The organism is Pseudomonas silensiensis, assembly GCF_050434865.1.
In the GTDB taxonomy this organism is placed as follows: Bacteria; Pseudomonadota; Gammaproteobacteria; order Pseudomonadales; family Pseudomonadaceae; genus Aquipseudomonas; species Aquipseudomonas fluorescens_W.
On record NZ_JBNDJH010000024.1, the window covers coordinates 97044 to 121368 of the forward strand.

The following is a 24325-nucleotide window of genomic DNA, read 5'->3' on the forward strand; positions in this document are numbered from 1 at the left end:
CGCAATGACGATAACTTCAGAACTCTCCGCAGCGCCCGACGAACCGATTGTCGAGCCGCGCAAGAGTCGCAAGAACAACCCGGAAAAGACCCGCGAGAATATCCTTCAAGAGGCGATTGTCGAGTTCGTCCAGCAGGGGCTTTCCGGCGCTCGCGTCGATGCGATTGCCGAGCGCATCCATACCTCAAAACGCATGATCTATTACTACTTCGGCAGTAAGGAACAGCTTTACGTCGAGGTGCTGGAGAAACTCTACGGCGATATCCGCAGCACCGAAAACCGTCTGCACCTGACCGAACTGGCGCCGGTGGAAGCGATTCGGCGGCTGGTGGAATTCACTTTCGACCACCATGATCGCAACGTCGATTTTGTGCGGATTGTCAGCATCGAGAACATTCACAACGCTGAATACGTGAAGCGCTCCGATGCGATCAAGGCGATGAACAACACAATCCTCGATTCACTGGGCGAGATTTTGCGCCGCGGTGCTGAAGAAGGCGTGTTCCGTGCCGGGCTCGAGCCGTTGGATGTGCATCTGCTGATCAGCTCGTTCTGCTTCTATCGCGTGTCGAACCGCCATACTTTCGGTGAGATCTTTCAGGTCGACTTGCCGGACGAAAGTATCAAGCAACGTCATCGAGAGATGATTTGCGAGTCGGTTTTGCGCTATCTGCAGGCCTGACGTGGGGTGAGGGGATTGCCCCCTCACCGCATCCGTTCAGCCATTCATGCTCTGAAAGTGCTCGAGCATCCGCTGCGCATCCGGCGCCACACCGCTGAACAACTCAAACGCCTTCACTGCCTGAAACACGGCCATGTTGCCGCCATCCAGCGTTCGGCAACCCAGCGCGCGGGCGTTGCGCAGCAGTTCGGTTTCCAGCGGGAAGTAAACGATCTCCGCCACCCATAACCCACCGTGAAGCAATTCCACCGGCACTGGCATGCCCGGCAGTTTTTTCATGCCCATGGGGGTGGTGTTCACCAGGCCGTCAGCCTGGGCCAGGGTGCTCGGCAAGTCATGGCCCGCCACCGCCCGGCCGACGCCGAAATGTTGATTGAGATTGTCCGCCAGGCTCTGGGCACGGCTGAGGTCCACGTCAAAAATGTTCAGCAGCTGTACGCCTTCACTCAAAAGGGCGTGGGCCACTGCCGCGCCAGCGCCACCGGCACCCATTTGCACGACGCGCTCAAGGGCAACGCCCTTCAAGCCACGACGGAAACCCTCGGCGAAGCCCAGGCAATCGGTGTTGTGGCCGATGCGTTTGCCGTCCTTCAGCACGACCGTGTTCACCGCTCCAATGCCTCTAGCTTCTGGTGACAACTCGTCGAGCAGCGGGATGATCGTCTGCTTGCACGGAAAGGTGATGTTCAGACCCGTGAAGTTCATCCGCTCGGCAGCCATCAGCAGGTCGGGCAGGGCGCTGCTGTCGAGTTTCAACTGGTCCAGATCGATCAGACGATAGAGGTAACGCAAACCCTGGGCATCGCCTTCATGCTCGTGCAGCGCCGGGGTGCGAGAGGCCTGGATGCCGGCGCCGATCAGTCCGGCCAGTACAGCATTGGTCTGAGTCACGGCGTTCACCCCTTCAAACGTTGGCTGAAATGCTCCAGCGCCAGGCGATAGCCGTGGCTGCCGAAACCGGCCGTCACCGCCGTGGCGATGGCCGACACAAAAGAGTGGTGGCGGAAGGGCTCGCGAGCATGAACGTTGGACAGGTGGACTTCGATCACCGGCAATTCGCTGGCGACCAGGGCATCGCGGATCGCGACCGAGGTGTGGGTCCAGGCGGCCGGGTTGATGACGATCCCGGCGCAACGGCCGCGCGCGGCGTGAATCCAGTCGAGCAGTTCGCCTTCATGATTGGTCTGGCGAAACTCCACCGCCAGGCCGAACTCTTCGGCGGCACGACCGCACAACGCTGAGATGTCGGCCAGGGTTTCGTGGCCGTAAGTCGCCGGTTCACGGGTGCCGAGCAGGTTCAGATTCGGGCCGTTGAGCACCAGAACGATAGGGGGCATCGGGGTCTCTCCACTTATTGTTTTTGGCATTGGCCGAGGGTTTCAGCCTGTGGAGATAAAATGTACTAGATGGTTAATTTGGTCAATTGAAGAGGCGAGTCTCGGGGTTAATGTGTGCGGTGATCGGACGGTTTTGGTTTTTCAGCGGGGCAGATGCTCCACCAGGAAATCGATGAACGCCCTCAATCGCAACGGCATATGGCGAGTTTGCGGGTAGAGCAGGGTGAACGGTCGCGAGCGTCCGCCATATGGCTTGAGCACTTCCACCAGCGAGCCATCGGCCAATTCGTTTTCGACGATAAAGCGATAGGTCTGAAACAGTCCCGCGCCATGTTTGGCCAGGGTCACGCCGCCCAGTACGTCGTCGGAACAACTGAGATTGCCCTCGGCGAGAATCTCCCGGTGCACGCCGTTGTCGTTGAACAGCCAGGCAATCCGCCTACCGCTGCTGGGCAATTCGTACTGGATGCACTCGTGCTGTTTAAGATCATCCAGCGTTTGTGGAGTGCCCGCGTGCTTGAGGTAGTCAGGACTGGCAATCATTACCAGCGCGGCGTCTTCCAACTGTCGGGCAATCAGGCCGGAATCCGGAATCGCCCGCACGCGGATCGCCATGTCATAGCCTTCACCGACGAAATCGATGTTGCGATTGCTGATGTGCGACTCAACCTTCACCGCTGGAAAGCGTGCCCGAAAAGCCGGCAACAACGGCAGAATCCGGTGATGGGCATAGGTGGTGGGTATGCTGATACGCAAGGTGCCGGAAGGCTGTTGCTGCTGACCCATGACCTCACGCTGGGCCTCGACCAATTGCGCCAGCGCCTGGCGACATTCCTCGTAATACCGCCGACCACTGTCGCTCAGTTTGACGCTGCGGGTGGTGCGGGCGAACAACCGCACGCCCAGCCGTTCCTCCATGCGCGACACCGAGCGGCTCACGGCGGCGGGCGTCACGCCAGCCACCAGCGCGGCGGCGGTAAAACTGCCGGCTTCGGCCGCCAGACAAAACAGTTCGATGCTGCCCAGCTGAAGATCGTCGAATTGTCGCTGCATGATTGATTACACCAGGGATCAAATGAAGGACTGAATTCCGCCACTGTAGATGAATTAAGTCGACACCGATAATTGGGGTTACGCCGGAATGACCACGACCGAGTACCGAAAAAATCAGCCTCAGTGATTGTGTAGAAAACCAGGAAAGCCGTCCTCGTGACGGCTTTTTTTGGGATCGAGGAAAGGATTGCTTACCATTTTGCGCGGTTATCCACCGGTCCGAGGCGAGGCTTGGCGCTAGTCTCAGAGTCGTGATGACGGTTTAGCGAAGAGCCAATTGTCGGATTTTCCAGGGAATGTCGAGTCTTTGGACTCATTAACCTAACGGATGGGTTAGCATGAGATTGTTCAGCTACAAAGGGTTTTCAATGGTGATCATGTTGCGTGATGAACACTGTCCGCCGCACGCGCATGTGGACGCCGGGAGCTGGAGTGCGCGCTTCAAATTCAGCTTCTGGCATAACAGTGTCGAGTTGTGGGACGTGGTTCCTCATTCAAACCGGCCACCTGTTGCCGTGCTGGAAGGATTGCGTCATGCGCTGCGACAACCGGTCCACTTGCGGCGTGCTCGTACCATCTGGTGGGACAAGCTGAACACGGTCTGTCTCGATCATCAGATATGGGACTGGCAGTCCAGCGAAGTTGTGGTGGTAAAAAGGATTGCGAGTACGACCTGGATGATTGGCTCGGCTTGCTATGAACCCGAGACGAACAAGACCCTGCTGGCGCTGATCGGCGTTCCAGAGGGCGTGGAGATCCAGCTATGAAAACGATACAGGCAGGCATGCTGGTCGATCGGCCCGTGACCGATACGGTGCTGGATGAAGCCATCCAGCGTGGGCAAGTGCGCCACAAAAGCGGTTTGCGGGTGACTTCGGTGGCTTATGTAGAACCGTGTCTGGCGGTCAGTTTCATTGATGGCAGTGGCGTGCTGTTGCCCGTGCAGCACTATCCGGAATTTGATGATTTCGAGGTCGAGGATTTCGCAGACCTGAAAGTCGGCTTTTCCGGGACTGCGCTCTGCCACGAGGGCAAGAATCTGCACGTTTCCATCGCCGGGATGATTTCGGCTAGCAAGCCGCTGATGGACATGGCCGCCTCGGTCATCGCCTCGCGCAATGGTCGCCAAAGCAGCGCCGCCAAAGCCGAGGCTGCGCGGGTGAATGGCCGCAAGGGCGGGCGTCCGCGCAAGACAGATGCCACCGATTGAACACCCACAAAAAAGCCGTCGTGATGACGGCTGATTTGTATCGGGTACTGGCAATTACCGCCGGGTCAACAACACCCCGGATTCCATGTGATGGGTCCACGGGAACTGGTCGAACATTGCGCATCGGGTGATGCGATGGGTGTCGTGCAACTGGGCGATGTTGGCCGCCAGGGTTTCAGGGTTGCAGGAAATGTAGAGGATGTTGTCGAAGCGACGGGTCAGTTCGCAGGTGTCCGGATCCATGCCGGCGCGAGGCGGATCGACGAAGACGCTACCGAACTCGTAGCTCTTCAGATCGATACCGTGCAGACGACGGAAAGGACGAACCTCGTTCAGGGCTTCGGTCAGCTCCTCGGCAGACAAGCGCACCAGGATGACGTTTTCCACAGCGTTTTCGCTGAGATTGCTCAACGCGGCATTGACCGACGCCTTGCTGATTTCAGTGGCCAGCACTTTGCGTACGCGCGTCGCGAGCGGCAAGGTGAAGTTGCCGTTGCCGCAATACAGCTCCAGTAAATCGTCGGAGCGATCACCGAGTGAGTCGTAAGCCCAGTTGAGCATCTTCTGGTTCACGGTGCCGTTGGGCTGGGTGAACGCGCCTTCCGGCTGGCGATAGCTGAAGGTGCGACCGCCGACGTCCATCTGCTCGACCACGTAATCGTGACCGATCACTTCGCGTTTGCCCTTGGAGCGGCCGATGATGCTGACGTTCAAGTCGGCTGCCAGTTTCGACGCCGCCGCGTGCCAGTGCTCGTCCAGCGGGCGGTGATAGCACAGCGTGATCATCGCATCGCCTGCCAGGGTGGTCAGGAACTCCACCTGAAACAGCTTGTGGCTCAGGGCTGCACTGGCTTTCCATGCCGATTTCAGCTGCGGCATCAACTCGTTGATGCGCAGGCTGGCGATCGGGAACTCTTCGATCAGGATCGGCGTGCGTTTGTCTTCCTGGGAAAACATCGCGTAGTGACGCTCACCGGCTTCGCGCCACAGGCGGAATTCGGCGCGCAGGCGGAAGTTTTTCAGCGGCGAGTCGAACACCGCAGGTTCTGGCGCACCGAACGGGGCCAACAGGTCACGCAGGCGCGTGACCTTCTCTTCGAGCTGAACGGCGTAAGCCTTGGAATCAAAAGTCATGCGTTGAACCAACCCAACTTGATCACGAACAGAATCGACAGAATCACCAGTGCCGAGTTGAGCTCACGGCCGCGGCCGGACAGCAACTTGATCGCGGTCCAGGAGATGAAACCGAAGGCGATGCCGTTGGCGATGGAATAAGTGAACGGCATGGCCAGAGCAGTGACCACGACCGGTGCGGCGACGGTGATGTCGTCCCAGTCTATTTCGGCCAGGCCGGATGTCATCAATACCGCGACGAACAGCAGTGCAGGTGCGGTAGCAAAGGGTGGAACGCTGGCCGCCAATGGCGAGAAGAACAGCGCCAACAGGAACAGAATCGCCACGACAACAGCGGTCAGGCCGGTGCGGCCGCCGGCACTCACGCCGGCTGCGGATTCGATGTAGCTGGTGGTGGTCGAAGTGCCCAGCAGCGAACCGGCCATGGCCGCGGTACTGTCGGCGATCAGGGCGCGACCCATTTTCGGCATGTGGCCATCCTTGCCCATCAGGCCGGCGCGCTTGGCGACGCCGATCAGGGTGCCGGAGTTGTCGAACAGGTCGACGAACAGGAACGCGAAGATCACGCTGACCAGACCAATGTCCAGGGCGCCCTTGATGTCCAGCTGCAGGAAGGTCGGGGCCAGGGACGGTGGCATCGACATGACGCCGCCGAACGGGGTGAAGCCCATCACGATCGAAACGATGGTCACTGCCAGAATGCCGATCAGTACCGCGCCGCGCACTTTAAGCGCTTCGAGCGCCACGATCAGGGCAAAGCCGAGGGTCGCAAGGATCGGGGCCGGTTGTTTCAAATCGCCGAGGCCGACCATCGTGGCCGGGTTGCTGACCACGATGCCCGCGTTATGCAGAGCGATCAGCGCCAGGAACAGGCCGATACCGGCGGCAATCGCCGAACGTAGCGGCAGCGGGATGCTATTGATGATCCATTCGCGGATGCGGAAGATCGACAGCAGGAAGAAGCACACGGCGGAGATGAACACCGCACCCAGCGCCACTTGCCAGGTGTGGCCCATGTGCAGGACCACGGTGTAGGTAAAGAAGGCATTCAAGCCCATGCCCGGCGCGAGAGCGATCGGGTAGTTGGCTATCAGGCCCATCACCGTGGAGCCGAAGGCGGCTGCCAGACACGTGGCGACGAACACCGCGCCCTTGTCCATGCCGGTCTCGCCGAGGATGCTCGGGTTGACGAACAGAATGTAGGCCATGGCCAAAAAGGTCGTGAAGCCCGCCAGAATTTCGGTCCGCACGTTGGTGTTGTGTGCCTTGAGTTGAAACAGCCTTTCCAGCATGTCTGCTCCCCGTGGCGCGCCAGGCGCCGTGAATGTATCGACCTCAACAGCAAAGCACAGACCGCTGCTGGCGCCTGGTAATTTTCTGTGGGTCGGAAAAAGCCGCGCATCATACCAGCAGCGTGGGGCTATGGCTGCTTATGGCTGCGATCGTCGTCGATGTTTTGCGGTAAAGCCAAGTGCGCCATACTGCGCGCTGGTCTTGGGGGTACTTATGTATTGCATGAATAAACGTCTGATTGCCGTATTCGCAATGGCGATCGCCTTTTTCCTGGGGGCACACACCGCCTCGGCTGCATCGGCGGCCCCGCTGAGTCAGGTGAAGGTACTCAAGGTCGAGTCGCCGGGCTGCGGCTTTGAAGACATTGCCCAAGGGCAAGAGCAAACCCGCTGCAATCACAGTGGACCGAACATCAAGGTCTACGTGCTGGAAGTCGGTTACGGTCGTAGCGCGCATGTCGCGCTGGATGGTTTTGAAATGAACGGCACCCGGACCCCGGTCTGTGCTTTTGATAACGGCAATCTGACCGATTGCACTGTCGGGAAAAAAACCGTCGGCTATCTGTATGTCTTCGATCTGGCGGGTAAACAGGAAGGCACGTTCACCTTCAGCAACACGTCGATCAACTCGCCCGGCAATACGCTGTCGACGCAGCTTTACATCAAGTAACGGCCGGCTCGAACAAGGGGCAGGAAAGCTGACTACGCTTTAAAGATCATCCAGTGGACTGCGCCCATGACCTTTAGAGCTCTGATTACCCTCGCCGAGGGCATCGATGACCTGCAAGCAGTGACCCTGATCGATGTGCTGCGCCGTGCCAAGGTCGAAGTGGTGGTGGCCAGCATCGAGGGGCGGCGCATGCTCACCTGCGCGCGCGGCACCCGAGTGACGTCCGATGCGATGCTGGTGGATATGCTGGCCCAGCCGTTCGATCTGATCGTCCTGCCCGGCGGTGCCGTGGGGGCGCAACATCTGGCGGCGCATCAACCCCTGCAACAATTGATCAAGGATCAGGCGGCGGCCGGACGCCTGTTCGCCGGCATCGCCGAGGCCCCGGCGCTGGCGCTGCAAGCCTTTGGCGTACTGCGTCAGCGGCGCATGACCTGCCTGCCATCGGCCAGCCATCAACTGTCGGGCTGCACTTTCGTCGATCAACCGGTGGTGGTCGATGGCAACTGCATCACTGCCCAAGGTTCAGGGGCGGCATTGCAATTCGCCCTGACGCTGGTGGAACAACTCTGCGGCAAAGCCAGGCGAGCGGCGGTGGCGGGGGAGTTGGTGGTTTAGAGAGTGTCAGGCGTGGACGGCAATGGGTTCGATGACCGGTTGCTCACGATGCTCCGCTTGCCAAAGATCGTAGTCGGTCTGAATACCTAGCCACATTCTGGCCTTGCCAATTCCAGCCCGCTCCAGGCGTACCGCCAAATCAGGACTGATCGGCGCGTGGCCATGCAGCACTCGCGATAGATGCGGGCGCGCAAATCGCAGGTGCCGAGCCAGCTCTGTGACGGTGATGCCAAGTTCAGGCAATACATCCATCAAAAGGGTTTCGCCAGGGTGTGGCGGGTTGTGCATGGGCATGTCCTGCCTCCTGTCAGTGGTAGTCCAGATAGTCGACCAGTTCGATGTCTGAACCGATAAAACGAAAAATAACTCGCCAGTTCCCCGAAACGCTCAGTGACCAATATTCGGTCAACTCTCCCTTGAGTGGGTGCAATCGCCATCCCGGGAGGTCCAGATCGCCAGGTAGCATGGCGCGGTCCATGAACTGAAGCATTCGAGACAGACGCTTCGCATGGTCTGCGCGGATCCCACGAGTCGAACCTGTTTCATAGAAGCCACGAAGGCCTTTGTGCTGAAAGGATTTGATCATGGGACAAGTGTAAGGCGATACATTACACCAGCTGCCCTATCTATGTATTGCACCCGCTCGGCAAAAGTGTGATTGGCAACTGCTCTATACCTTCACTTCTTCCACCGACACATGCATGCGGTCGCGGTTAGCCAGGGTCGGGAACAGTTTGATCCACGCCCCGGTCACCACCAATGTGCCAATACCGCCCATGACCACCGCTGGCACAGTGCCGAACCAGTGGGCGGTCAAGCCGGATTCAAACTCGCCCAACTGGTTCGAGGCGCCGATGAACAAACCGTTCACGGCACTGACCCGGCCGCGCATTTCATCCGGGGTTTCCAGTTGCACGAAGGAGGCGCGGATCACCATGCTGATCATGTCCGCCGCGCCCAACACCACCAACACCGCCAGGGAAAACCAGAACGAGGTCGACAGGCCGAACGCAATGGTCGCGACGCCGAATACACCCACTGCGGTAAACATGACCCGTCCGACTTTGCGCTCCACGGCAAATCTCGCCAGGTACAGCGACATCAGCAGCGCACCGACTGCCGGCGCCGAGCGCAGCAGGCCAAGGCCCCAAGGGCCGGTCAGCAGGATGTCCTTGGCGAACACCGGCAGCAACGCCGTCGCACCACCGAGCAATACCGCAAACAAATCCAGAGAAATCGCCCCGAGAATGTCCGGACGACTACGAATGAAGCGGATGCCCGCCAACAGCGAATCCAGGGTTGCCTTGCCCTTGTTCAGCGGTGTCTGCCGTGCAGGCAGGTTGAGCATCAGCATGCAGGCGATGAGGTAGAGGATCACTGTCGGGCCATAGACCCAGACGCTGCCGAAGGCGTAAAGCAACCCACCGAGGGCCGGGGCAACGATAGTCGCCGATTGCTGTGCGGATTGGGCGGCGGCGACGGCGCGGGGGAACAGCGCGCTGGGCACGATGCTCGGCAACAGGGCCTGAGTGGTCGGCATTTCGAAGGAGCGGGCGGCACCGAGCAGGAACGCGAGGATGAAGATCATCTCCCGGGTGACATTGTCGGTCGCGCTACCGATGGCCAGCGACAGGGCGATCAACGCTTGCAGGGACTGACAGATTGCCGCCACCTTGCGCCGGTCATAACGGTCCGCGACATGCCCTGTGTGCAGCATGAACAGCACCCGCGGGGCGAACTCCACCAGACCGACCAGGCCCAGATCGAGCACATTGCCGGTCAGTTGGTAGAGGTTCCAGCCAATGGCCACCGTGAGCATCTGAAAGCCGCTGGCGGTAAACACCCGAGCCAGCCAGAACGCGATAAATGGGCGGTGATGACGTAACAGCAAGGGCGCTTGGCTGGGCATCTGAGGGCCGGTCTTGAGCGATGGGAGGGTCGAGATTATCACCAAGCTGTAACCAGAAGTTGCAGGGCTGGGAAATTTCGTTAGCTAGACACCGATATGCCTGGCCCCCATCGGTGAGGCAACCTGTCACGCGGCAAAAGACCACACCGTCCATCGTCAAAAATGGGACTACTCTTTTAACGTTGCTTGATCCAGATCAAGACCGCTCGTGGAATTGATCCGGCGGCCAGATGGCCAGACTCCCTACGTTGTGATGTTTGTAAAAAAAGAACGAATTCAAATTCGCCACACTCCATATCCGTGGGGGCAGTGGGTGTAGGCCAGAAGCCTTCAGCCGGTATTACCTGACAGAGGAAGACTTATGTTCGGTTTGGAGGCACTTGATCTCGCCCGGATGCAGTTCGCGTTCACCATTTCGTTTCACATTCTATTTCCCGCCATCACCATTGGCCTGGCGAGTTACCTGGCGGTGCTCGAAGGCCTGTGGCTGAAAACCCATAACGACACGTACCGCGATCTGTACCACTTCTGGTCGAAGATCTTTGCCGTCAACTTCGGCATGGGCGTGGTCTCCGGGCTCGTCATGGCCTATCAGTTCGGCACCAACTGGAGCCGCTTCTCGGACTTCGCCGGCTCCGTGACCGGGCCGCTGCTGACGTACGAAGTACTCACCGCCTTCTTCCTCGAAGCCGGTTTCCTCGGTGTCATGCTGTTCGGCTGGAACAAGGTCGGGCGCAATCTGCACTTCTTTGCCACGGTCATGGTCGCCATCGGCACCTTGATCTCGACCTTCTGGATTCTCGCTTCCAACAGCTGGATGCAGACGCCGCAAGGCTACGAAATCGTCAATGGCCAGGTGATTCCGGTGGACTGGCTGGCGGTAATCTTCAACCCGTCGTTCCCGTACCGCCTGATGCACATGGCGACGGCAGCGTTCGTCGCGACCGCCTTCTTCGTCGGTTCCTCGGCGGCCTGGCACTTGCTGCGCGGCAAGGACAACCCGGCGATCCGCACCATGCTCTCGATGGCCATGTGGATGGCCTTGATCGTGGCGCCGATTCAAGCGGTCATCGGTGACTTCCACGGCCTCAACACGCTCGAGCATCAGCCGGCGAAAATCGCCGCGATCGAAGGTCATTGGGAAAACCACGGCGATGAGCCGACCCCGCTGATCCTGTTCGGCTGGCCGGACATGAAAGAAGAGCGGACCAAATTCGCGGTAGAGATCCCGTATCTGGGCAGCCTGATCCTCACGCACTCGCTGGACAAACAGGTCCCGGCGCTCAAGGAGTTCCCGCCTGAAGACCGGCCGAATTCGACCATCGTGTTCTGGTCGTTCCGGATCATGGTGGGTCTGGGCATGCTGATGATCTTCACCGGTTTGTGGAGCCTGTGGCTGCGTAAACGCGACAAGCTCTATACCTCGCGGCCGTTCCTGTACCTGGCGTTGTGGATGGGACCGTCTGGCCTGATCGCGATCCTCGCCGGTTGGTTCACCACTGAAATCGGCCGTCAGCCTTGGGTGGTCTATGGCCTGATGCGCACGGCGGATGCGTCCTCCAATCACAGCTTCATGCAGATGAGCATCACGTTGATCATGTTCGTCGTGGTCTATTTCGCGCTGTTCGGTGCCGGCCTGGGCTACATGATGCGCCTGGTGCGCAAAGGGCCGAAGATCGACGAAGGCAAGGAAACCAACGATGGTGGTCCTGGCCAGAAACGCACGCCGGCCCGTCCGCTGTCCGCCGCCGATGACAACGGTGACAGCGACCACAGCCCCAGCCTGACCAAGGAGATTTGACTCATGGGTATTGATCTTCCGCTGATCTGGGCCGTGATCATCATCTTCGGCATCATGATGTACGTGGTCATGGACGGTTTCGATTTGGGGATCGGGATTCTCTTCCCGTTCATTCCGGGCAAGACCGATCGTGACGTGATGATGAACACCGTCGCGCCGGTCTGGGACGGTAACGAAACCTGGCTGGTGCTGGGCGGCGCAGCGTTGTTCGGGGCCTTTCCGCTGGCCTATTCGGTGGTGCTCTCGGCGTTGTACCTGCCGCTGATTTTCATGCTGATCGGGCTGATCTTCCGGGGCGTGGCGTTCGAGTTCCGCTTCAAGGCCAGGGACGACAAGCGCCATCTCTGGGACAAGGCGTTCATCGGTGGTTCGATTGCCGCGACGTTCTTCCAGGGCGTAGCGCTGGGGGCATTTATCGATGGGTTGCCGGTGGTCAATCGCCAATTTGCCGGGGGCTCACTGGACTGGTTGACGCCGTTCACCCTGTTCTGCGGCGTGGCGCTGGTGGTGGCTTATGCGCTGCTTGGTTGCACCTGGCTGATCATGAAGACCGAAGGCAAGTTGCAGGAGCAGATGCATGACCTGGCTCGGCCACTGGCTTTCGTGGTGTTGGCGGTGATCGGTATCGTCAGCATCTGGACCCCGCTGGCCCACGCCGAGATTGCCGCTCGCTGGTTCACCCTGCCGAACCTGTTCTGGTTCCTGCCGGTACCGATTCTGGTGCTGGTGACCATGTACGGTCTGATCCGCGCGGTGGCTCGCAATGCGCACTACACGCCATTCCTGCTGACGCTGGTGCTGATCTTCCTCGGCTACAGCGGTCTGGGCATCAGTCTGTGGCCGAACATCGTGCCGCCGTCGATCTCGATCTGGGACGCCGCCGCACCGCCGCAAAGCCAGGGCTTCATGCTGGTGGGCACGCTGTTCATCATCCCGTTCATCCTGGGTTACACCTTCTGGAGCTACTACGTGTTCCGCGGCAAGGTCACCCACGAAGATGGCTATCACTAGAGCACGCGACAGTGGCGCAGGGCTGATACCTGCGTCATTTCTTCAGAGGAGATTGCGATGAAGGCGGGTAAACATTCCTTGCAGGAAATCGAAGCAGCAGAGAAAAAGCCGCTCTGGCAGCGACTCGGCTGGCTGGCGATGATCTGGGCCGGCAGCGTTGTGGCGCTGTTCATCGTGGCCAGCCTGATGCGCATGTTCATGAATGCCGCGGGCCTGACGACCCACTGATTTTTTGCACCAGATCCCATCCCGTTGCCTTGCGGCACGGATTTACAACCCTCCTGTGCTGGAGGGTTTTTTTTGCCTGGGATTATTTTCGGGCTTTAAGGATCACGAACTTGGGCGTGGCCGCCACTTGCTCGACACCGCGGAACAACCGCGCGAGCTTGCTGTGATAACCCAGATGACGGTTGCCAACGATGTACAACGCGCCGCCTACCACCAGCGCCTCTCGGGCCTGTTGGAACATGCGCCAGGCCAGGAAGTCGCCGACGACTTGTTGTTGGTGAAACGGAGGGTTGCACAGTACGACGTCCAGAGACTGAGGTTCCTGACCCGCCAAACCATCGCCGGCACGTACGACCACTTCCCGGTCACCCAGCGCCGCGCGCCAGTTTTCAGCTGCCGATTGCACGGCCATGTACGACTCGTCCACGAGCGTGTAGTGGGCCTCGGGGTTTTGCAGGGCGCTGGCGATGGCCAACACCCCGTTGCCACAACCGAGGTCGGCAACCCGCGCTGAGCCGAGGTTCGTTGGCAGGTGCGGCAAAAACGCTCGCGTGCCGATATCCAGCCCTTCGCGGCAGAACACATTGGCGTGATTCAGCAGTTCGATCTCAGGGGCGTCGAGTCGATAACGGGTCGGGTAGGGAGACACGACAGGCGCTTTGACTTCAGCGGTCGCGAACAATAACCGAGCCTTCTTCACCGCCAACGAGGCTTGCACCGGCCCGATGTAGCGTTCCAGCAGGTCGCCCGCGGCGCGGGGTAAATGCTTGATCATCGCCGCAGCAATCACCTGAGCCCCCGGCGCCAGTTGACCCTGCAAACGAATCAGTTGTTCTTCCAGCAAGGCGAGGGTTTTCGGGACCCGGATCAGTACCCGGTCAAAGGGGCCTGAAAAGGCTTCGCTGGCCGGTACGCTTGGCACGGCATCAAACGCCTGGCCGTTACGGATCAGATTTTTTTCCAGACCCTGAAAGGCCAGGAACGAGTCGCCGCTGCTGGTCACTTGAACCTTGCCCGCCAGGCTGGCGGCCAATGCGCCAAAGCTGTCGTTGAGCACCAAAACCCGAGTGTCGGCCGAGGGCTGTTGGTCAGCCAGATGGGTGAGCAGGTATTCGTCTGCGGCGTCAAAGGCCTGCAGCGGTTCGTTCTGCTGTTCGGGCTGGCGGATCAGGTCGAGTCGGGCGAAGGGTGTTTCGAGCAAGGGCATGAGGCGGGGCTCTGGGTAATCAACGGGGTCATCAACAGGTGTCCCGCAGCCCAAGGGCGTTGTAGCGGGCGAGACCGTCCGAGTGTACTGCGTCGTGAAGGCTCACACGTCAACACTCAAGAAGGACCGCAAATGGTACGTTTTTTTCTTTTGGATTACTTGCAGGTTTTTTCGGTCAGCGTATCGCGCTGCTATTGAGAATACCGTCCCTGGTGGCGGCGATGACTGCGGAAATCTTGTTATTGACCCCCAGTTTCAGAATCGCGCTTTGCACATGAAAATTGACTGTGCGTGCGCTGAGATTGAGGATTCTGGCACTCTCATAGGCAGTCTTGCCATCCGCCGCCAGTTTCAATACATCGATCTCGCGGGGGGACAAATGCGGCACGGGTGGCTTGGTCGATTTCCTGGGCAGTGTCTGTGCGATCAACGTATGCAGGTGGCGCCCGATGAACACTGAAAAACCGAGGTTTTCATACAGCTCAAACGCAGTGATCGGGCAATGGCTTCTGGCCAGGCTCAGAATGCTGCAAACACCACTGTCCTCGTCATGGACCGATTGCGACCAGCCGTGCTGCAATCCTTGTTTCTCAAGCGCATCCCACAAGCATGGGGTTTTGGAAAAAAGTTCTTCGCTCCAAAGGACAGGCAATCTGGAGTGATTGCAGTGAGCCACTACCGGGTCTATTGCGCTGAATTTTTTTTGTTCATATTCAATGTTCCAGTCCGTAGGGTAGTTGTTGAGCTGGATTGTATTAAAGTGGTCAGTTTTTGTTTGATATGTCGTTGAAAAGGCAAAAAATTTAAAGCCTATATTTTTCGCGAAACCCAGTGAAATCCGGTAGGCAATATCAATCTCCGTTGCCCGTGATAATTGATTGAGTTGTGATTCCTTCCACCTCTCCATTGTGTATCTCCAGATGTGGCATTACATGGGGGTGCCTTTTTTGGATCCAATGATCTGGCACGAGCCGAGTGTAGGACGTTTCCTATATTTGTGTGAGACTTTTTGGCTTTGTTTGCGATTTTTAAGCAAGTATCTGGTTCTAACGTTAGGGAGTACTGGTATAGATAACGAAATGTCGGGTTTGCTTAATCAGCCTTGAATTTGTGCGTTAACCGGGTGGTTAATGTTAAGTCGTATTATGAAGTTAATATGAATGAGTCCCTGGCTAAAGCCACTACAAATCAGCGGTGTTTAAGCCCTCCGGTTTGCGGGACACTGTGGCTATCTGTTGAATGGAGCACCCCATGACCGCCAGCGCAGAAAAATTCACTCGCCAGACCTTGCTCGAGGTCCAGTCGCTGACCCCCAGTCTGTTCACACTGCGGACCACCCGGGATCCGGGTTTTCGTTTCCGTGCAGGGCAATTCGCCCGGCTGGGCGTTACCAAGGCTGATGGCAGCACCGTATGGCGCGCCTATTCCATGGTGTCGTCGCCCTATGACGAGTTCCTCGAATTCTTTTCCATTGTGGTGCCAGGCGGGGAGTTCACCAGTGAGCTGAGTCGGCTGGGAGTCGGCGATACGCTGCTGGTCGAGCGTCAGGCCTTTGGTTACCTGACGCTGGATCGCTTTGTCGACGGTCGTGATCTCTGGTTGTTATCCACAGGCACCGGCCTGGCGCCGTTTCTGTCGATCCTGCAGGACTTCGAGATCTGGGAGAAATTCGAACGAATCATCCTGGTCTACAGTGTGCGCGAAGCCCGGGAACTGGCTTATCAGGACCTCGTCAGCGGGTTGGCCCTGCGCGACTATTTAGCGGAGTTTGCGCACAAGCTGCAGTTCATCACCACCGTCACCCGCGAGCAGCATCCTGGCGCGCTGAGCGGCCGGATCACTGCGCTGATCGAAAATGGCGAGCTGGAGCGGGCGGCAGGCCTGGCGCTGACGGCCGAGCACTCAAGGGTCATGCTCTGCGGCAATCCGCAGATGATCGATGACACGCGCAAATTGCTCAAACAACGCCACATGCACTTGAGCCTCAGTCGACGGCCCGGGCAAGTGGCGGTGGAAAACTACTGGTAAAAGAAACGGCGCCTCAAGGGCGCCGTTTCTTGTTTGACTCCCGCATTCAGGGCCGATTGTTCTGAGCCTTGAGCAGGTCGCGGATCTCTTCCAGCAGCTCTTCTTCCTTGGTCGGAACCGGCGGCAGCGTTGGCGCAACGGCCTCTTCGCGTTTCAGGCGGTTGATGGCTTTGACGCCCATGAAGATCGCGAAGGCGACGATGATGAAGTCAATCAGGCTCTGGATGAATTTGCCGTACGCGAGCACTACCGCCGGGATATCGCCGTTGGCTGCCTTGAGCGTGACGGCCAGGTCACTGAAGTCCACCCCCCCGATCAGCAGGCCAATGGGCGGCATCACCACGTCGCCGACAAACGATGAAACGATCTTGCCGAAAGCGGCGCCGATGATGATACCGACGGCCATGTCGACCACGTTACCTTTGACCGCGAAGGCCTTGAACTCACTTATCACGCCCATAGGTTATTTCCTTGTTACAGATGAGGTTGGTGAATGCAGTGTAAATCAGCAGGATGCATCCTGCTCGAAACAACTGCTTACAGAGCTTGCCGGCTACCGACCTTCTCAGCGGTAATCAGTCTGAAATGGCCATCAGTCTGCTCGGGGGAGCCGCTTTGGACTATGGCCTCCGCCCGCACTGGGTTGATGCAAGGCAATGTGCGGTACATGAAGTTTTTATATGTTTGGTTTTCAGGATGTAAAGACTCGCACCTCAAACAAATTACCTGTGCTAAGTTTCAAAGGGCCATTATATTGCCATTGGGTTGGCTTAATAGTTGGGTTGTACGTTCGGGTTTTAAATGGCTAAGACTTGTACAGGTTTCGATTTTTGTTTCATTAGGTATAACTAGTATTTGGTTGGATACGTCGGGGTGGGAAGTTGTACAAGTTTTTATGATTGGTAATGCGGTGAATATATTCCAGGGGCCGAACAAGTTGCTACCGAAGATCCGCTCGGTAACTTCGCCGCGCTGATCCGCACCAGCTGAGCTATCATCGCGGTTTTTGCCGGGAGTTCAGATGGCCAAGGCCAAGCGCATGTACGGCTGCACCGAGTGCGGCTCAACCTTCCCCAAGTGGGCTGGCCAGTGCGGTGAGTGCGGGGCCTGGAACACCCTGACCGAAACCATGGTGGAGAGCGGTGGTGCCGCAGCCCCCAGCGGTCGCACCGGCTGGACCGGTCAACAGACACAGATCAAGACCCTGGCCGAAGTCAGCGTCGAAGAGATTCCGCGCTTTTCCACAGCGTCCAGCGAGCTGGATCGGGTGTTGGGTGGCGGCCTGGTGGATGGCTCGGTGGTGCTGATCGGCGGTGATCCGGGCATCGGCAAATCGACCATTTTGCTGCAAACCTTGTGCAACCTCGCGAAAGTCATGCCGGCGCTGTACGTCACTGGCGAAGAATCCCAGCAGCAAGTGGCCATGCGCGCGCGCCGTCTCGGTTTGCCTCAGGATCAACTGCGGGTGATGACCGAAACCTGCATCGAAACCATCATCGCCACCGCCCGGCAGGAAAAACCCAAGGTGATGGTGATCGACTCGATCCAGACAATCTTCACCGAGCAACTGCAATCGGCACCGGGCGGCGTGTCCCAGGTCAGGGAAAGCGCGGCGTTGCTGGTGCGCTATGCCAAGCAGAGCGGCACGGCTATTTTCCTGGTCGGTCACGTGACGAAAGAAGGTGCATTGGCCGGACCGCGAGTGCTGGAGCACATGGTCGACACGGTGCTGTATTTCGAAGGCGAATCCGATGGGCGCTTGCGTTTGCTGCGGGCGGTGAAAAACCGTTTCGGTGCCGTCAACGAACTGGGCGTGTTCGGTATGACAGACAAGGGGCTGAAAGAAGTCTCCAACCCTTCGGCGATTTTTCTCACCCGTGCGCAGGAAGAAGTGCCGGGCAGTGTGGTCATGGCGACGTGGGAAGGGACGCGGCCGATGCTGGTCGAAGTCCAGGCGCTGGTGGACGACAGTCACCTGGCCAATCCACGTCGGGTAACGCTGGGGCTGGATCAGAATCGACTGGCGATGTTGCTGGCGGTGCTGCACCGTCACGGCGGCATTCCGACCCACGATCAGGATGTGTTTCTCAACGTGGTTGGCGGGGTGAAGGTGCTGGAAACGGCCTCCGATCTGGCGCTGATGGCGGCGGTCATGTCCAGTTTGCGCAACCGGCCACTGCCTCATGACCTGTTGGTGTTCGGCGAGGTCGGTCTGTCCGGCGAAGTACGTCCGGTGCCAAGCGGCCAGGAACGCTTGAAAGAAGCCGCCAAGCACGGCTTCAAGCGTGCCATCGTGCCCAAGGGCAATGCGCCTAAAGAAGCGCCGCCGGGGTTGCAGATTATTGCGGTGACCCGATTGGAGCAGGCGCTCGACGCATTGTTCGAATAATCTGCCCGATAGTACACAAACCCTGTGGGAGCGAGCTTGCTCGCGATAGCGGACGATCAGTCAACATCATCGTTGAATGTAAAACCGCTATCGCGAGCAAGCTCGCTCCCACAGGGATTTGCAGCGTGTCATCAAATTTCGATCAGGGCGCCCAATTCGCGCTCCAGTTCCTCGGGATCCCCCAGGTTGAGTTCAACCAACCGTCGCAGGCGTTCGATGGATTCCAGGCTGATGTGTTTGCAGACGAAGCCGAGCTGACGATGATCATCGTGGGTCAGTTGCACATCCATCTTGATGGCGACGTCCTCGTTGAGATGAATATCGACCAGGAAATGCCACTCCCGATTCCCCAGCCACGGTTCGGGCTTTTCGATCAACAGGCCCTTCAGTGACAGGTCGATCAACTTCACCGGCCAGACGAATTCACCTTGGCTCAGCTCGGTTCGTGCATCGAACGCAATACGTTTGAAGCGGCGGCGATCAGTCGTGTGCTCGCTCATGGCGCAATCCTCGTAAATGTTCGCTGACTATAGACCCGCATTGTCAAAGGCTGCCAGCAAAGTGATGGCTCAACCTATGTCGGGGGATGGCCTTTGCGGCTGTTAGCGCTAAACTCGAGATGGCTGTCTTTCTTGTCCACTCTGGCTGGAATCATAAAATGAAAAATAATAATGGCCTGCTACGCCACCTACCCTGGCTGCTGCTGGCAATCGTAGGGGCGTGCGCCCTCGGTGTAGTGGCATTGCGCCGAGGCGAGGCGATCAACGCCTTGTGGATTGTGGTCGCCGCCGTGGCCATCTATCTGGTTGCGTATCGTTACTACAGTCTGTTCATCGCTAACAACGTGATGCAACTCGACCCGCGACGGGCCACCCCCGCCGTGCTCAACAATGACGGTCTGGACTACGTGCCGACCAACAAACACATCCTCTTCGGTCACCACTTCGCGGCCATCGCTGGCGCAGGGCCGCTGGTCGGTCCGGTCCTGGCGGCGCAGATGGGTTACCTCCCCGGTACGCTGTGGCTGATTGCCGGCGTGGTGCTGGCCGGTGCCGTTCAGGACTTCATGGTCCTGTTCATGTCCACCCGCCGCAACGGCCGCTCCCTGGGCGACATGGTCCGTGAAGAAATGGGCCGCATCCCCGGCACCATCGCGCTGTTTGGCTGCTTCCTGATCATGATCATCATCCTCGCGGTGCTGGCGCTGATCGTCGTGAAAGCCCTGGCCGAAAGCCCATGGGGTATTTTCACGGTGATGGCGACCATCCCGATCGCGATGTTCATGGGCATCTACATGCGCTACATCCGTCCGGGCCGCATCGGTGAAATCTCCGTGGTCGGCGTGCTGTTGCTGCTCGGTTCGATCTGGCTCGGTGGGCAGATTGCCGCTGATCCGTTCTGGGCCAAGGCGTTCAGCTTCACTGGCGTGCAGATTACGTGGATGCTGGTCGGCTATGGATTCGTGGCCGCCTCGTTACCGGTCTGGCTGATTCTGGCGCCGCGTGACTACCTGTCGACCTTCCTGAAGATCGGCACCATCGTGGCGCTGGCGATCGGCATCCTGATCACCATGCCCGAGCTGAAAATGCCGGCATTGACCCAATTCATCGACGGCACCGGGCCGGTGTGGAAGGGCGGGTTGTTCCCGTTCCTGTTCATCACCATTGCCTGTGGCGCCGTTTCGGGTTTCCATGCGCTGATCTCCTCCGGCACCACGCCGAAACTGCTGGATAACGAGGTCAACGCTCGTTACATCGGTTACGGCGGCATGTTGATGGAATCCTTCGTCGCCATCATGGCCATGGTCGCCGCTTCGGTAATTGAACCAGGCGTGTACTTCGCCATGAACAGCCCGGCGGCAGTCGTCGGCGGTGACGTGGTAGCCGTGGCACAAACCGTCAGCAGCTGGGGCTTTGCAATCACCCCGGAAGCGCTGCAAGCGGTGGCCAAGGACATCGGTGAAACCACCATCCTGGCCCGAGCCGGCGGTGCGCCGACCCTGGCGGTCGGTATCGCGCAGATCCTGCACAGTGTCCTGCCGGGTGAAAACACCATGGCATTCTGGTACCACTTCGCGATCCTGTTCGAAGCGCTGTTCATCCTGACGGCTGTGGACGCCGGTACCCGTGCCGGCCGTTTCATGCTGCAGGACTTGCTCGGGTCCTTCGTGCCTGCGCTGAAACGCACCGAATCCTGGACCGCCAACCTGATCGCCACCGCTGGTTGCGTGGCGATGTGGGGTTGGTTGCTGTATCAGGGCGTGATCGATCCGCTGGGTGGCATCAACACCTTGTGGCCGTTGTTCGGTATCTCCAACCAGATGCTGGCCGGTATCGCGCTGATGCTCGGCACCGTTGTGCTGATCAAAATGAAGCGCCAGCGTTATGTCTGGGTCACCATGCTGCCTGCCGTGTGGCTGCTGATCTGCACCACCACCGCCGGCTTCATCAAGCTGTTCGACGCCAACCCGGCGATCGGCTTCCTGTCGCTGGCCAAGAAGTACAGCGATGCGCTGGCCAACGGTCAGATTCTCGCGCCGGCCAAGGACATTACGCAGATGCAGCACGTGATCTTCAACGCCTACACCAACGCAACGCTGACCGCGCTGTTCCTGTTCGTGGTATTCAGTATCCTGTTCTATGCGCTCAAGGTCGGTATTTCCGCCTGGGGCAGCAAGGAACGTACGGATAAAGAAGCGCCATTCCAGGCTCTGCCGGATGCGTAATCGAGGATTGCAGCATGTTCAATGACCTGAGTCGCCTCGGTAAATACCTCGGTCAGGCCGCGCGCCTGATGGTCGGCATGCCCGACTACGACAATTACGTCGAGCATATGCAAACCAAACACCCGGACAAACCGGTGATGACCTACGAGATGTTCTTCCGGGAACGCCAAGAGGCTCGTTACGGTGGCAAGGGTGGGCCGAAGTGCTGTTGATCCGCTGACGGATCACAGCGTTTGAACAAAACGCGTCACGCCAGTCGTGGCGCGTTTTCATTTTTGCGATCAGCTACGTTCGGGAGCCTTATGACCGAGTTGCAACCTATTCCCGTCACGATCCTCAGTGGCTTTCTCGGCGCGGGAAAAACCACGCTGTTGCGCTACCTGCTCAAAGCCGAACACGGCCTGAAAATCGCCGTGATCGAGAACGAATTCAGCGACGCCGGTATCGACACCCAACTGTTGGGCGACGAACCGGTGCAAGTGATGACGCTGTCCAACGGCTGCGTCTGCTGCACCATCCACACCGACCTGACCAAGGCGTTGTACCTGCTGCTCGAACGCCTGGACAGCGGCGAAATCGCCTTCGACCGTCTGGTGATCGAATGCACCGGCCTGGCCGACCCGGCACCTGTGGCCCAAACCTTTTTCATCGATGAAGAGCTGCGCGAGCGCTACATCCTCGATGGCATCATTACCCTGGTCGATGCGGCGCACGCTGACACTCACCTGACTCAAACCATCGCCCAGGCGCAGATCGGTTTCGCCGACCGCTTGCTGGTGAGCAAACGCGATCTGGTGGACGAGGCGACCTTTAGCGCGCTGAGCGAGCGCCTGACCCGCATCAACCGTCGCGCACCGATCCGCGTGGTCGAGCACGGCAAGATCGATCTAGCCGAATTGCTCGACGTGCGCGGTTTCAATCTCAATGCCGACCTGGGCGGCGGCGTCAGCCTGCGCCCGGTGAGCAAAGCGCCGTCCATCGACCGCATTTCCAGCCTGGTGCTGCGCACCGACAAGCCGCTGGATATCGACAAACTCAGCGAGTTCATGAACGAACTATTGGAAGACCATGGCAAGCAATTGCTGCGCTACAAAGGCGTGTTGAACATCCTTGGCGAGCCGCGGCGCATGGTGTTTCAGGGCGTGTTGAAGTTATACGGATTCGATTGGGACACGGAGTGGGCAGACGATGAAACGCGCGAAAGCGTGATTGTGTTCATTGCCGATGATTTGCCGGAAGAGAAGATTCGCGAGGGGTTTGCGCGGGTAGCGGCGGAGTAAGCCCCGACATTCTCAGCGGACCTGATGCCGTCATCGCGAGCAGGTCGAATCGTCGCACCGTCGCTCCCACAGGGGAATGCATTTCAAATGTAGGAGCGAGCCTGCTCGCGATGGCGATCTAACCGGCAGCACGATTCGGGCTGGGAACCGATCCAGCGTTCAGCAATGTCATCTCAAGATAATCCAGATGCCGGCTCAATAGTGTCTCAGCCTTTCGAGCATCCCCGCGCTCAACCGCATCCAGAATCCCCTCATGCGCCTGCCACACGCAATAACCCTCGGCCTGCGCATCAAACTGCGCAATCGCCAGTGAGGTCAGTGGCACCAGGCTGCCAAGAAAATGCGCCAAAGGTGCATTCCCCGCCATTTCGGCCAACTGCAAATGAAACTCCCCCGACAACCGAATCGCCGGGCCACGCTGATCACGCTCCAGACACCGACGCTCACTGTCGATCAAGTCGCGCAGACGATTGAGGTCTTGCGGGCGGGGCTGCTGACAGGCCAGCCGTACCAGCGTGAGCTCGGTCAGTCGCCGGGCGTGAAGTGTCTGCCGAGTCTGCTCGACATCTGTCGCGGCGACGCGGGGACGATGATGGGTGCGAAGGATGATGATCTGCTGATGCGACAGGCGCGTCAGTACTTGGCGGATGCTGCTGCGGCTCACCCCGAACATGTCGCCCAGGCTTTCTTCGGTGAAGCGACTGCCGGGGACGATGCGCTGTTCGAGAATGGCATCGAATACCCGTGAGTAGAGATCATCCGCCGACGGCTTCCCGGTGTTCGTTCGCGGGAAGGGCAGGGCTGTGAGTGTTTGCGGTGAGGCGAAGCTGTTCATGGCCTGTCTCCAGTTCGAAGCGGACTCAACTGCCGAGGTTGTCGTCCGGGATATTCAATTCGATGCCCATCCGCTGACCTTCCCGAAGGATGTGCCGACGCATTTCGGCGCTGGCCTGGGCGCTGTTTTTGCTGCGAATAGCGCGCACCACGGCTTCGTTCTCCTCAAGGCGCTCCGCCAAATGCTCCGGGGAGTTGCGCAGCACGTCGGCGCTTTGCTTGAGGGCGTTGCTGGTCTGTTGCACCACACTCTGGAAAATCGGGTTCGAGGTCAGCGTGAACAGCTCTTCGTGGAACGCGATGTAGGCGTTCACCCCGGCTTCGCTGTCGTTGGCTTCCAGTGCTTCGCGCATGTCCATCAGGGTCAGGCGCAGTTGCCCGACTTCCTTGCTGCTGATCGACTGCGCCACCAGGCCGACAATGAACGGTTCAAGCGTGTAGCGCAGTTGCAGCACATCTTCCAGGCTCGCACCGGCGACTGCGCTGTCGTGGCTTTGGCTGTCGCTGAGATTGGCCTCCAGCACCACCACGCCTTTACCCGGCATGGAGCGCACCAGCCCGAGGGTTTCCAGCACGATGACGGCTTCACGCAGGCTCGGGCGGCTGATGCCCAGTTGTTCGGCCAACTCACGCTGCCCCGGCAGCATCTCGCCCGAGCGCCACTGACCTCGGGCCAAAGCGGCCCGGAGTTTTTCTACTACTGAATTCACAACGGTCGACGAGGTGATCACTGTTCGCTCCATGAGCATCCAAAACGATTGATGGCCGTGGGGGGGCGGGGGGCGGGCCGGCGGGTTTTAATAATTAAGGGGGGTGTGGGGGGCCGGCCGGGGTTGTGGGGGGGGGGGTTTAAAACCCCGGGGGCGGGGGGGGGGGCCACCCCGGGGTGGTGGGTGTGTTTGTTTTATTTGGTTGGC

The 24325-nt window shown here is 58.9% G+C and carries 27 protein-coding genes; 13 read left to right on the forward strand and 14 right to left on the reverse strand.

Annotated elements, in window-relative coordinates; genetic code table 11:
• Nucleotides 1-4: 4 nt before the first annotated feature.
• Nucleotides 5-682 carry a TetR/AcrR family transcriptional regulator gene (locus tag QF010_RS27110; protein ID WP_033054235.1) on the forward strand — a complete coding sequence of 226 codons (678 nt, stop codon included), beginning with the start codon at nt 5-7 and terminating at the stop codon, nt 680-682.
• A 36-nt stretch (nt 683-718) separates the two neighbouring features.
• On the opposite strand, the gene QF010_RS27115 is transcribed toward QF010_RS27110, so the two are convergent.
• From QF010_RS27115 to QF010_RS27125, 3 genes are all read right to left on the reverse strand, one after another.
• Complete coding sequence (locus QF010_RS27115; protein WP_033054388.1) at nt 719-1573, reverse strand: shikimate dehydrogenase; 855 nt, start codon at nt 1571-1573, stop codon at nt 719-721.
• Nucleotides 1574-1578: 5 nt separating this feature from the next.
• Nucleotides 1579-2019 carry a type II 3-dehydroquinate dehydratase gene (gene aroQ, locus QF010_RS27120; protein WP_429534282.1) on the reverse strand — a complete coding sequence of 147 codons (441 nt, stop codon included), beginning with the start codon at nt 2017-2019 and terminating at the stop codon, nt 1579-1581.
• Nucleotides 2020-2160: 141 nt separating this feature from the next.
• On the reverse strand, nt 2161-3072 hold the full coding sequence (locus QF010_RS27125) for a LysR family transcriptional regulator (protein WP_429511853.1): 912 nt from the start codon (nt 3070-3072) through the stop codon (nt 2161-2163).
• Nucleotides 3073-3410: 338 nt separating this feature from the next.
• Here QF010_RS27125 and QF010_RS27130 point away from each other — a divergent pair, with 338 nt between their 5' ends.
• Both QF010_RS27130 and QF010_RS27135 read left to right on the forward strand, forming a co-directional pair.
• Entirely contained in the window at nt 3411-3839 is a 429-nt protein-coding gene (locus QF010_RS27130; RefSeq protein ID WP_033054241.1) for a hypothetical protein, read from the forward strand.
• Complete coding sequence (locus tag QF010_RS27135; protein WP_033054242.1) at nt 3836-4282, forward strand: DUF2442 domain-containing protein; 447 nt, start codon at nt 3836-3838, stop codon at nt 4280-4282. The genes QF010_RS27130 and QF010_RS27135 overlap by 4 nt, the downstream gene beginning before the upstream one ends.
• A gap of 54 nt (nt 4283-4336) precedes the next feature.
• On the opposite strand, the gene trmA is transcribed toward QF010_RS27135, so the two are convergent.
• Both trmA and QF010_RS27145 read right to left on the reverse strand, forming a co-directional pair.
• On the reverse strand, nt 4337-5416 hold the full coding sequence (gene trmA, locus QF010_RS27140; protein ID WP_429534283.1) for a tRNA (uridine(54)-C5)-methyltransferase TrmA: 1080 nt from the start codon (nt 5414-5416) through the stop codon (nt 4337-4339).
• A complete protein-coding gene (locus QF010_RS27145) occupies nt 5413-6708 on the reverse strand; it encodes an NCS2 family permease (protein WP_429534284.1) in 1296 nt (431 codons plus the stop codon). Before QF010_RS27145 ends, trmA begins: the two co-directional genes overlap by 4 nt.
• Nucleotides 6709-6922: 214 nt before the next feature.
• Between QF010_RS27145 and QF010_RS27150 the strand changes: the two genes are divergently transcribed.
• Both QF010_RS27150 and QF010_RS27155 read left to right on the forward strand, forming a co-directional pair.
• Nucleotides 6923-7378, forward strand: a complete 456-nt coding sequence (locus tag QF010_RS27150; protein WP_429511856.1) for a DUF4879 domain-containing protein — start codon at nt 6923-6925, stop codon at nt 7376-7378.
• 66 nt (nt 7379-7444) lie between these two features.
• Nucleotides 7445-7996, forward strand: coding sequence for a DJ-1 family glyoxalase III (locus QF010_RS27155; RefSeq protein WP_033054246.1), 552 nt, complete (start codon nt 7445-7447; stop codon nt 7994-7996).
• A 6-nt stretch (nt 7997-8002) separates the two neighbouring features.
• Here QF010_RS27155 and QF010_RS27160 read toward each other — a convergent pair whose 3' ends face one another.
• The 3 genes from QF010_RS27160 to QF010_RS27170 all read right to left on the reverse strand — a co-directional run bounded on the left by QF010_RS27160 (nt 8003) and on the right by QF010_RS27170 (nt 9905).
• On the reverse strand, nt 8003-8290 hold the full coding sequence (locus tag QF010_RS27160) for a HigA family addiction module antitoxin (protein WP_033054247.1): 288 nt from the start codon (nt 8288-8290) through the stop codon (nt 8003-8005).
• Nucleotides 8291-8303: 13 nt separating this feature from the next.
• Nucleotides 8304-8582, reverse strand: coding sequence for a type II toxin-antitoxin system RelE/ParE family toxin (locus QF010_RS27165; protein ID WP_033054248.1), 279 nt, complete (start codon nt 8580-8582; stop codon nt 8304-8306).
• A gap of 84 nt (nt 8583-8666) precedes the next feature.
• A complete protein-coding gene (locus tag QF010_RS27170) occupies nt 8667-9905 on the reverse strand; it encodes an MFS transporter (RefSeq protein ID WP_033054249.1) in 1239 nt (412 codons plus the stop codon).
• 361 nt (nt 9906-10266) lie between these two features.
• On the opposite strand from QF010_RS27170, the gene QF010_RS27175 reads away from it, so the two are divergent.
• Genes QF010_RS27175 through QF010_RS27185 form a run of 3 tightly spaced genes read left to right on the forward strand, consistent with a single transcriptional unit; the run spans nt 10267 to nt 12945 of the window.
• Nucleotides 10267-11706 (forward strand): cytochrome ubiquinol oxidase subunit I, encoded by a 1440-nt coding sequence (locus QF010_RS27175; protein WP_033054250.1) that lies wholly within the window; start codon nt 10267-10269, stop codon nt 11704-11706.
• A gap of 3 nt (nt 11707-11709) precedes the next feature.
• Nucleotides 11710-12717, forward strand: coding sequence for a cytochrome d ubiquinol oxidase subunit II (cydB, locus tag QF010_RS27180; RefSeq protein WP_008149156.1), 1008 nt, complete (start codon nt 11710-11712; stop codon nt 12715-12717).
• 57 nt (nt 12718-12774) lie between these two features.
• A complete protein-coding gene (locus QF010_RS27185; RefSeq protein WP_080932640.1) occupies nt 12775-12945 on the forward strand; it encodes a DUF2474 domain-containing protein in 171 nt (56 codons plus the stop codon).
• A gap of 82 nt (nt 12946-13027) precedes the next feature.
• Here QF010_RS27185 and QF010_RS27190 read toward each other — a convergent pair whose 3' ends face one another.
• The gene (locus tag QF010_RS27190; protein ID WP_429534285.1) at nt 13028-14152 is read right to left on the reverse strand and encodes a methyltransferase; all 1125 of its coding nucleotides are present in this window, start codon (nt 14150-14152) and stop codon (nt 13028-13030) included.
• 175 nt (nt 14153-14327) lie between these two features.
• Entirely contained in the window at nt 14328-15059 is a 732-nt protein-coding gene (locus QF010_RS27195; RefSeq protein ID WP_429534286.1) for a helix-turn-helix transcriptional regulator, read from the reverse strand.
• A gap of 344 nt (nt 15060-15403) precedes the next feature.
• On the opposite strand from QF010_RS27195, the gene QF010_RS27200 reads away from it, so the two are divergent.
• Nucleotides 15404-16180 carry a ferredoxin--NADP reductase gene (locus tag QF010_RS27200; RefSeq protein WP_429534287.1) on the forward strand — a complete coding sequence of 259 codons (777 nt, stop codon included), beginning with the start codon at nt 15404-15406 and terminating at the stop codon, nt 16178-16180.
• A 46-nt stretch (nt 16181-16226) separates the two neighbouring features.
• On the opposite strand, the gene mscL is transcribed toward QF010_RS27200, so the two are convergent.
• On the reverse strand, nt 16227-16640 hold the full coding sequence (gene mscL / locus QF010_RS27205; RefSeq protein ID WP_033054255.1) for a large-conductance mechanosensitive channel protein MscL: 414 nt from the start codon (nt 16638-16640) through the stop codon (nt 16227-16229).
• Nucleotides 16641-17201: 561 nt separating this feature from the next.
• Between mscL and radA the strand changes: the two genes are divergently transcribed.
• Nucleotides 17202-18569, forward strand: a complete 1368-nt coding sequence (gene radA, locus QF010_RS27210; protein WP_429534288.1) for a DNA repair protein RadA — start codon at nt 17202-17204, stop codon at nt 18567-18569.
• 131 nt (nt 18570-18700) lie between these two features.
• Here radA and QF010_RS27215 read toward each other — a convergent pair whose 3' ends face one another.
• Complete coding sequence (locus QF010_RS27215) at nt 18701-19069, reverse strand: PilZ domain-containing protein (RefSeq protein ID WP_429534289.1); 369 nt, start codon at nt 19067-19069, stop codon at nt 18701-18703.
• A 158-nt stretch (nt 19070-19227) separates the two neighbouring features.
• Here QF010_RS27215 and QF010_RS27220 point away from each other — a divergent pair, with 158 nt between their 5' ends.
• The 3 genes from QF010_RS27220 (at nt 19228) to yjiA (ending at nt 22574) form a co-directional block, all read left to right on the forward strand.
• Nucleotides 19228-21294 carry a carbon starvation CstA family protein gene (locus QF010_RS27220; protein ID WP_033054259.1) on the forward strand — a complete coding sequence of 689 codons (2067 nt, stop codon included), beginning with the start codon at nt 19228-19230 and terminating at the stop codon, nt 21292-21294.
• Nucleotides 21295-21308: 14 nt separating this feature from the next.
• A complete protein-coding gene (locus QF010_RS27225; protein WP_008154232.1) occupies nt 21309-21506 on the forward strand; it encodes a YbdD/YjiX family protein in 198 nt (65 codons plus the stop codon).
• A gap of 90 nt (nt 21507-21596) precedes the next feature.
• Nucleotides 21597-22574, forward strand: coding sequence for a GTPase (gene yjiA / locus QF010_RS27230; RefSeq protein ID WP_429511861.1), 978 nt, complete (start codon nt 21597-21599; stop codon nt 22572-22574).
• A gap of 118 nt (nt 22575-22692) precedes the next feature.
• On the opposite strand, the gene QF010_RS27235 is transcribed toward yjiA, so the two are convergent.
• Together QF010_RS27235 and QF010_RS27240 are read right to left on the reverse strand one after the other, a co-directional pair.
• Nucleotides 22693-23409: a GntR family transcriptional regulator gene (locus QF010_RS27235; protein ID WP_429534290.1), complete on the reverse strand. Its 717-nt coding sequence runs from the start codon at nt 23407-23409 to the stop codon at nt 22693-22695.
• 25 nt (nt 23410-23434) lie between these two features.
• Nucleotides 23435-24139 carry a FadR/GntR family transcriptional regulator gene (locus QF010_RS27240; protein WP_033054262.1) on the reverse strand — a complete coding sequence of 235 codons (705 nt, stop codon included), beginning with the start codon at nt 24137-24139 and terminating at the stop codon, nt 23435-23437.
• Between the last annotated feature and the right edge of the window lie 186 nt (nt 24140-24325).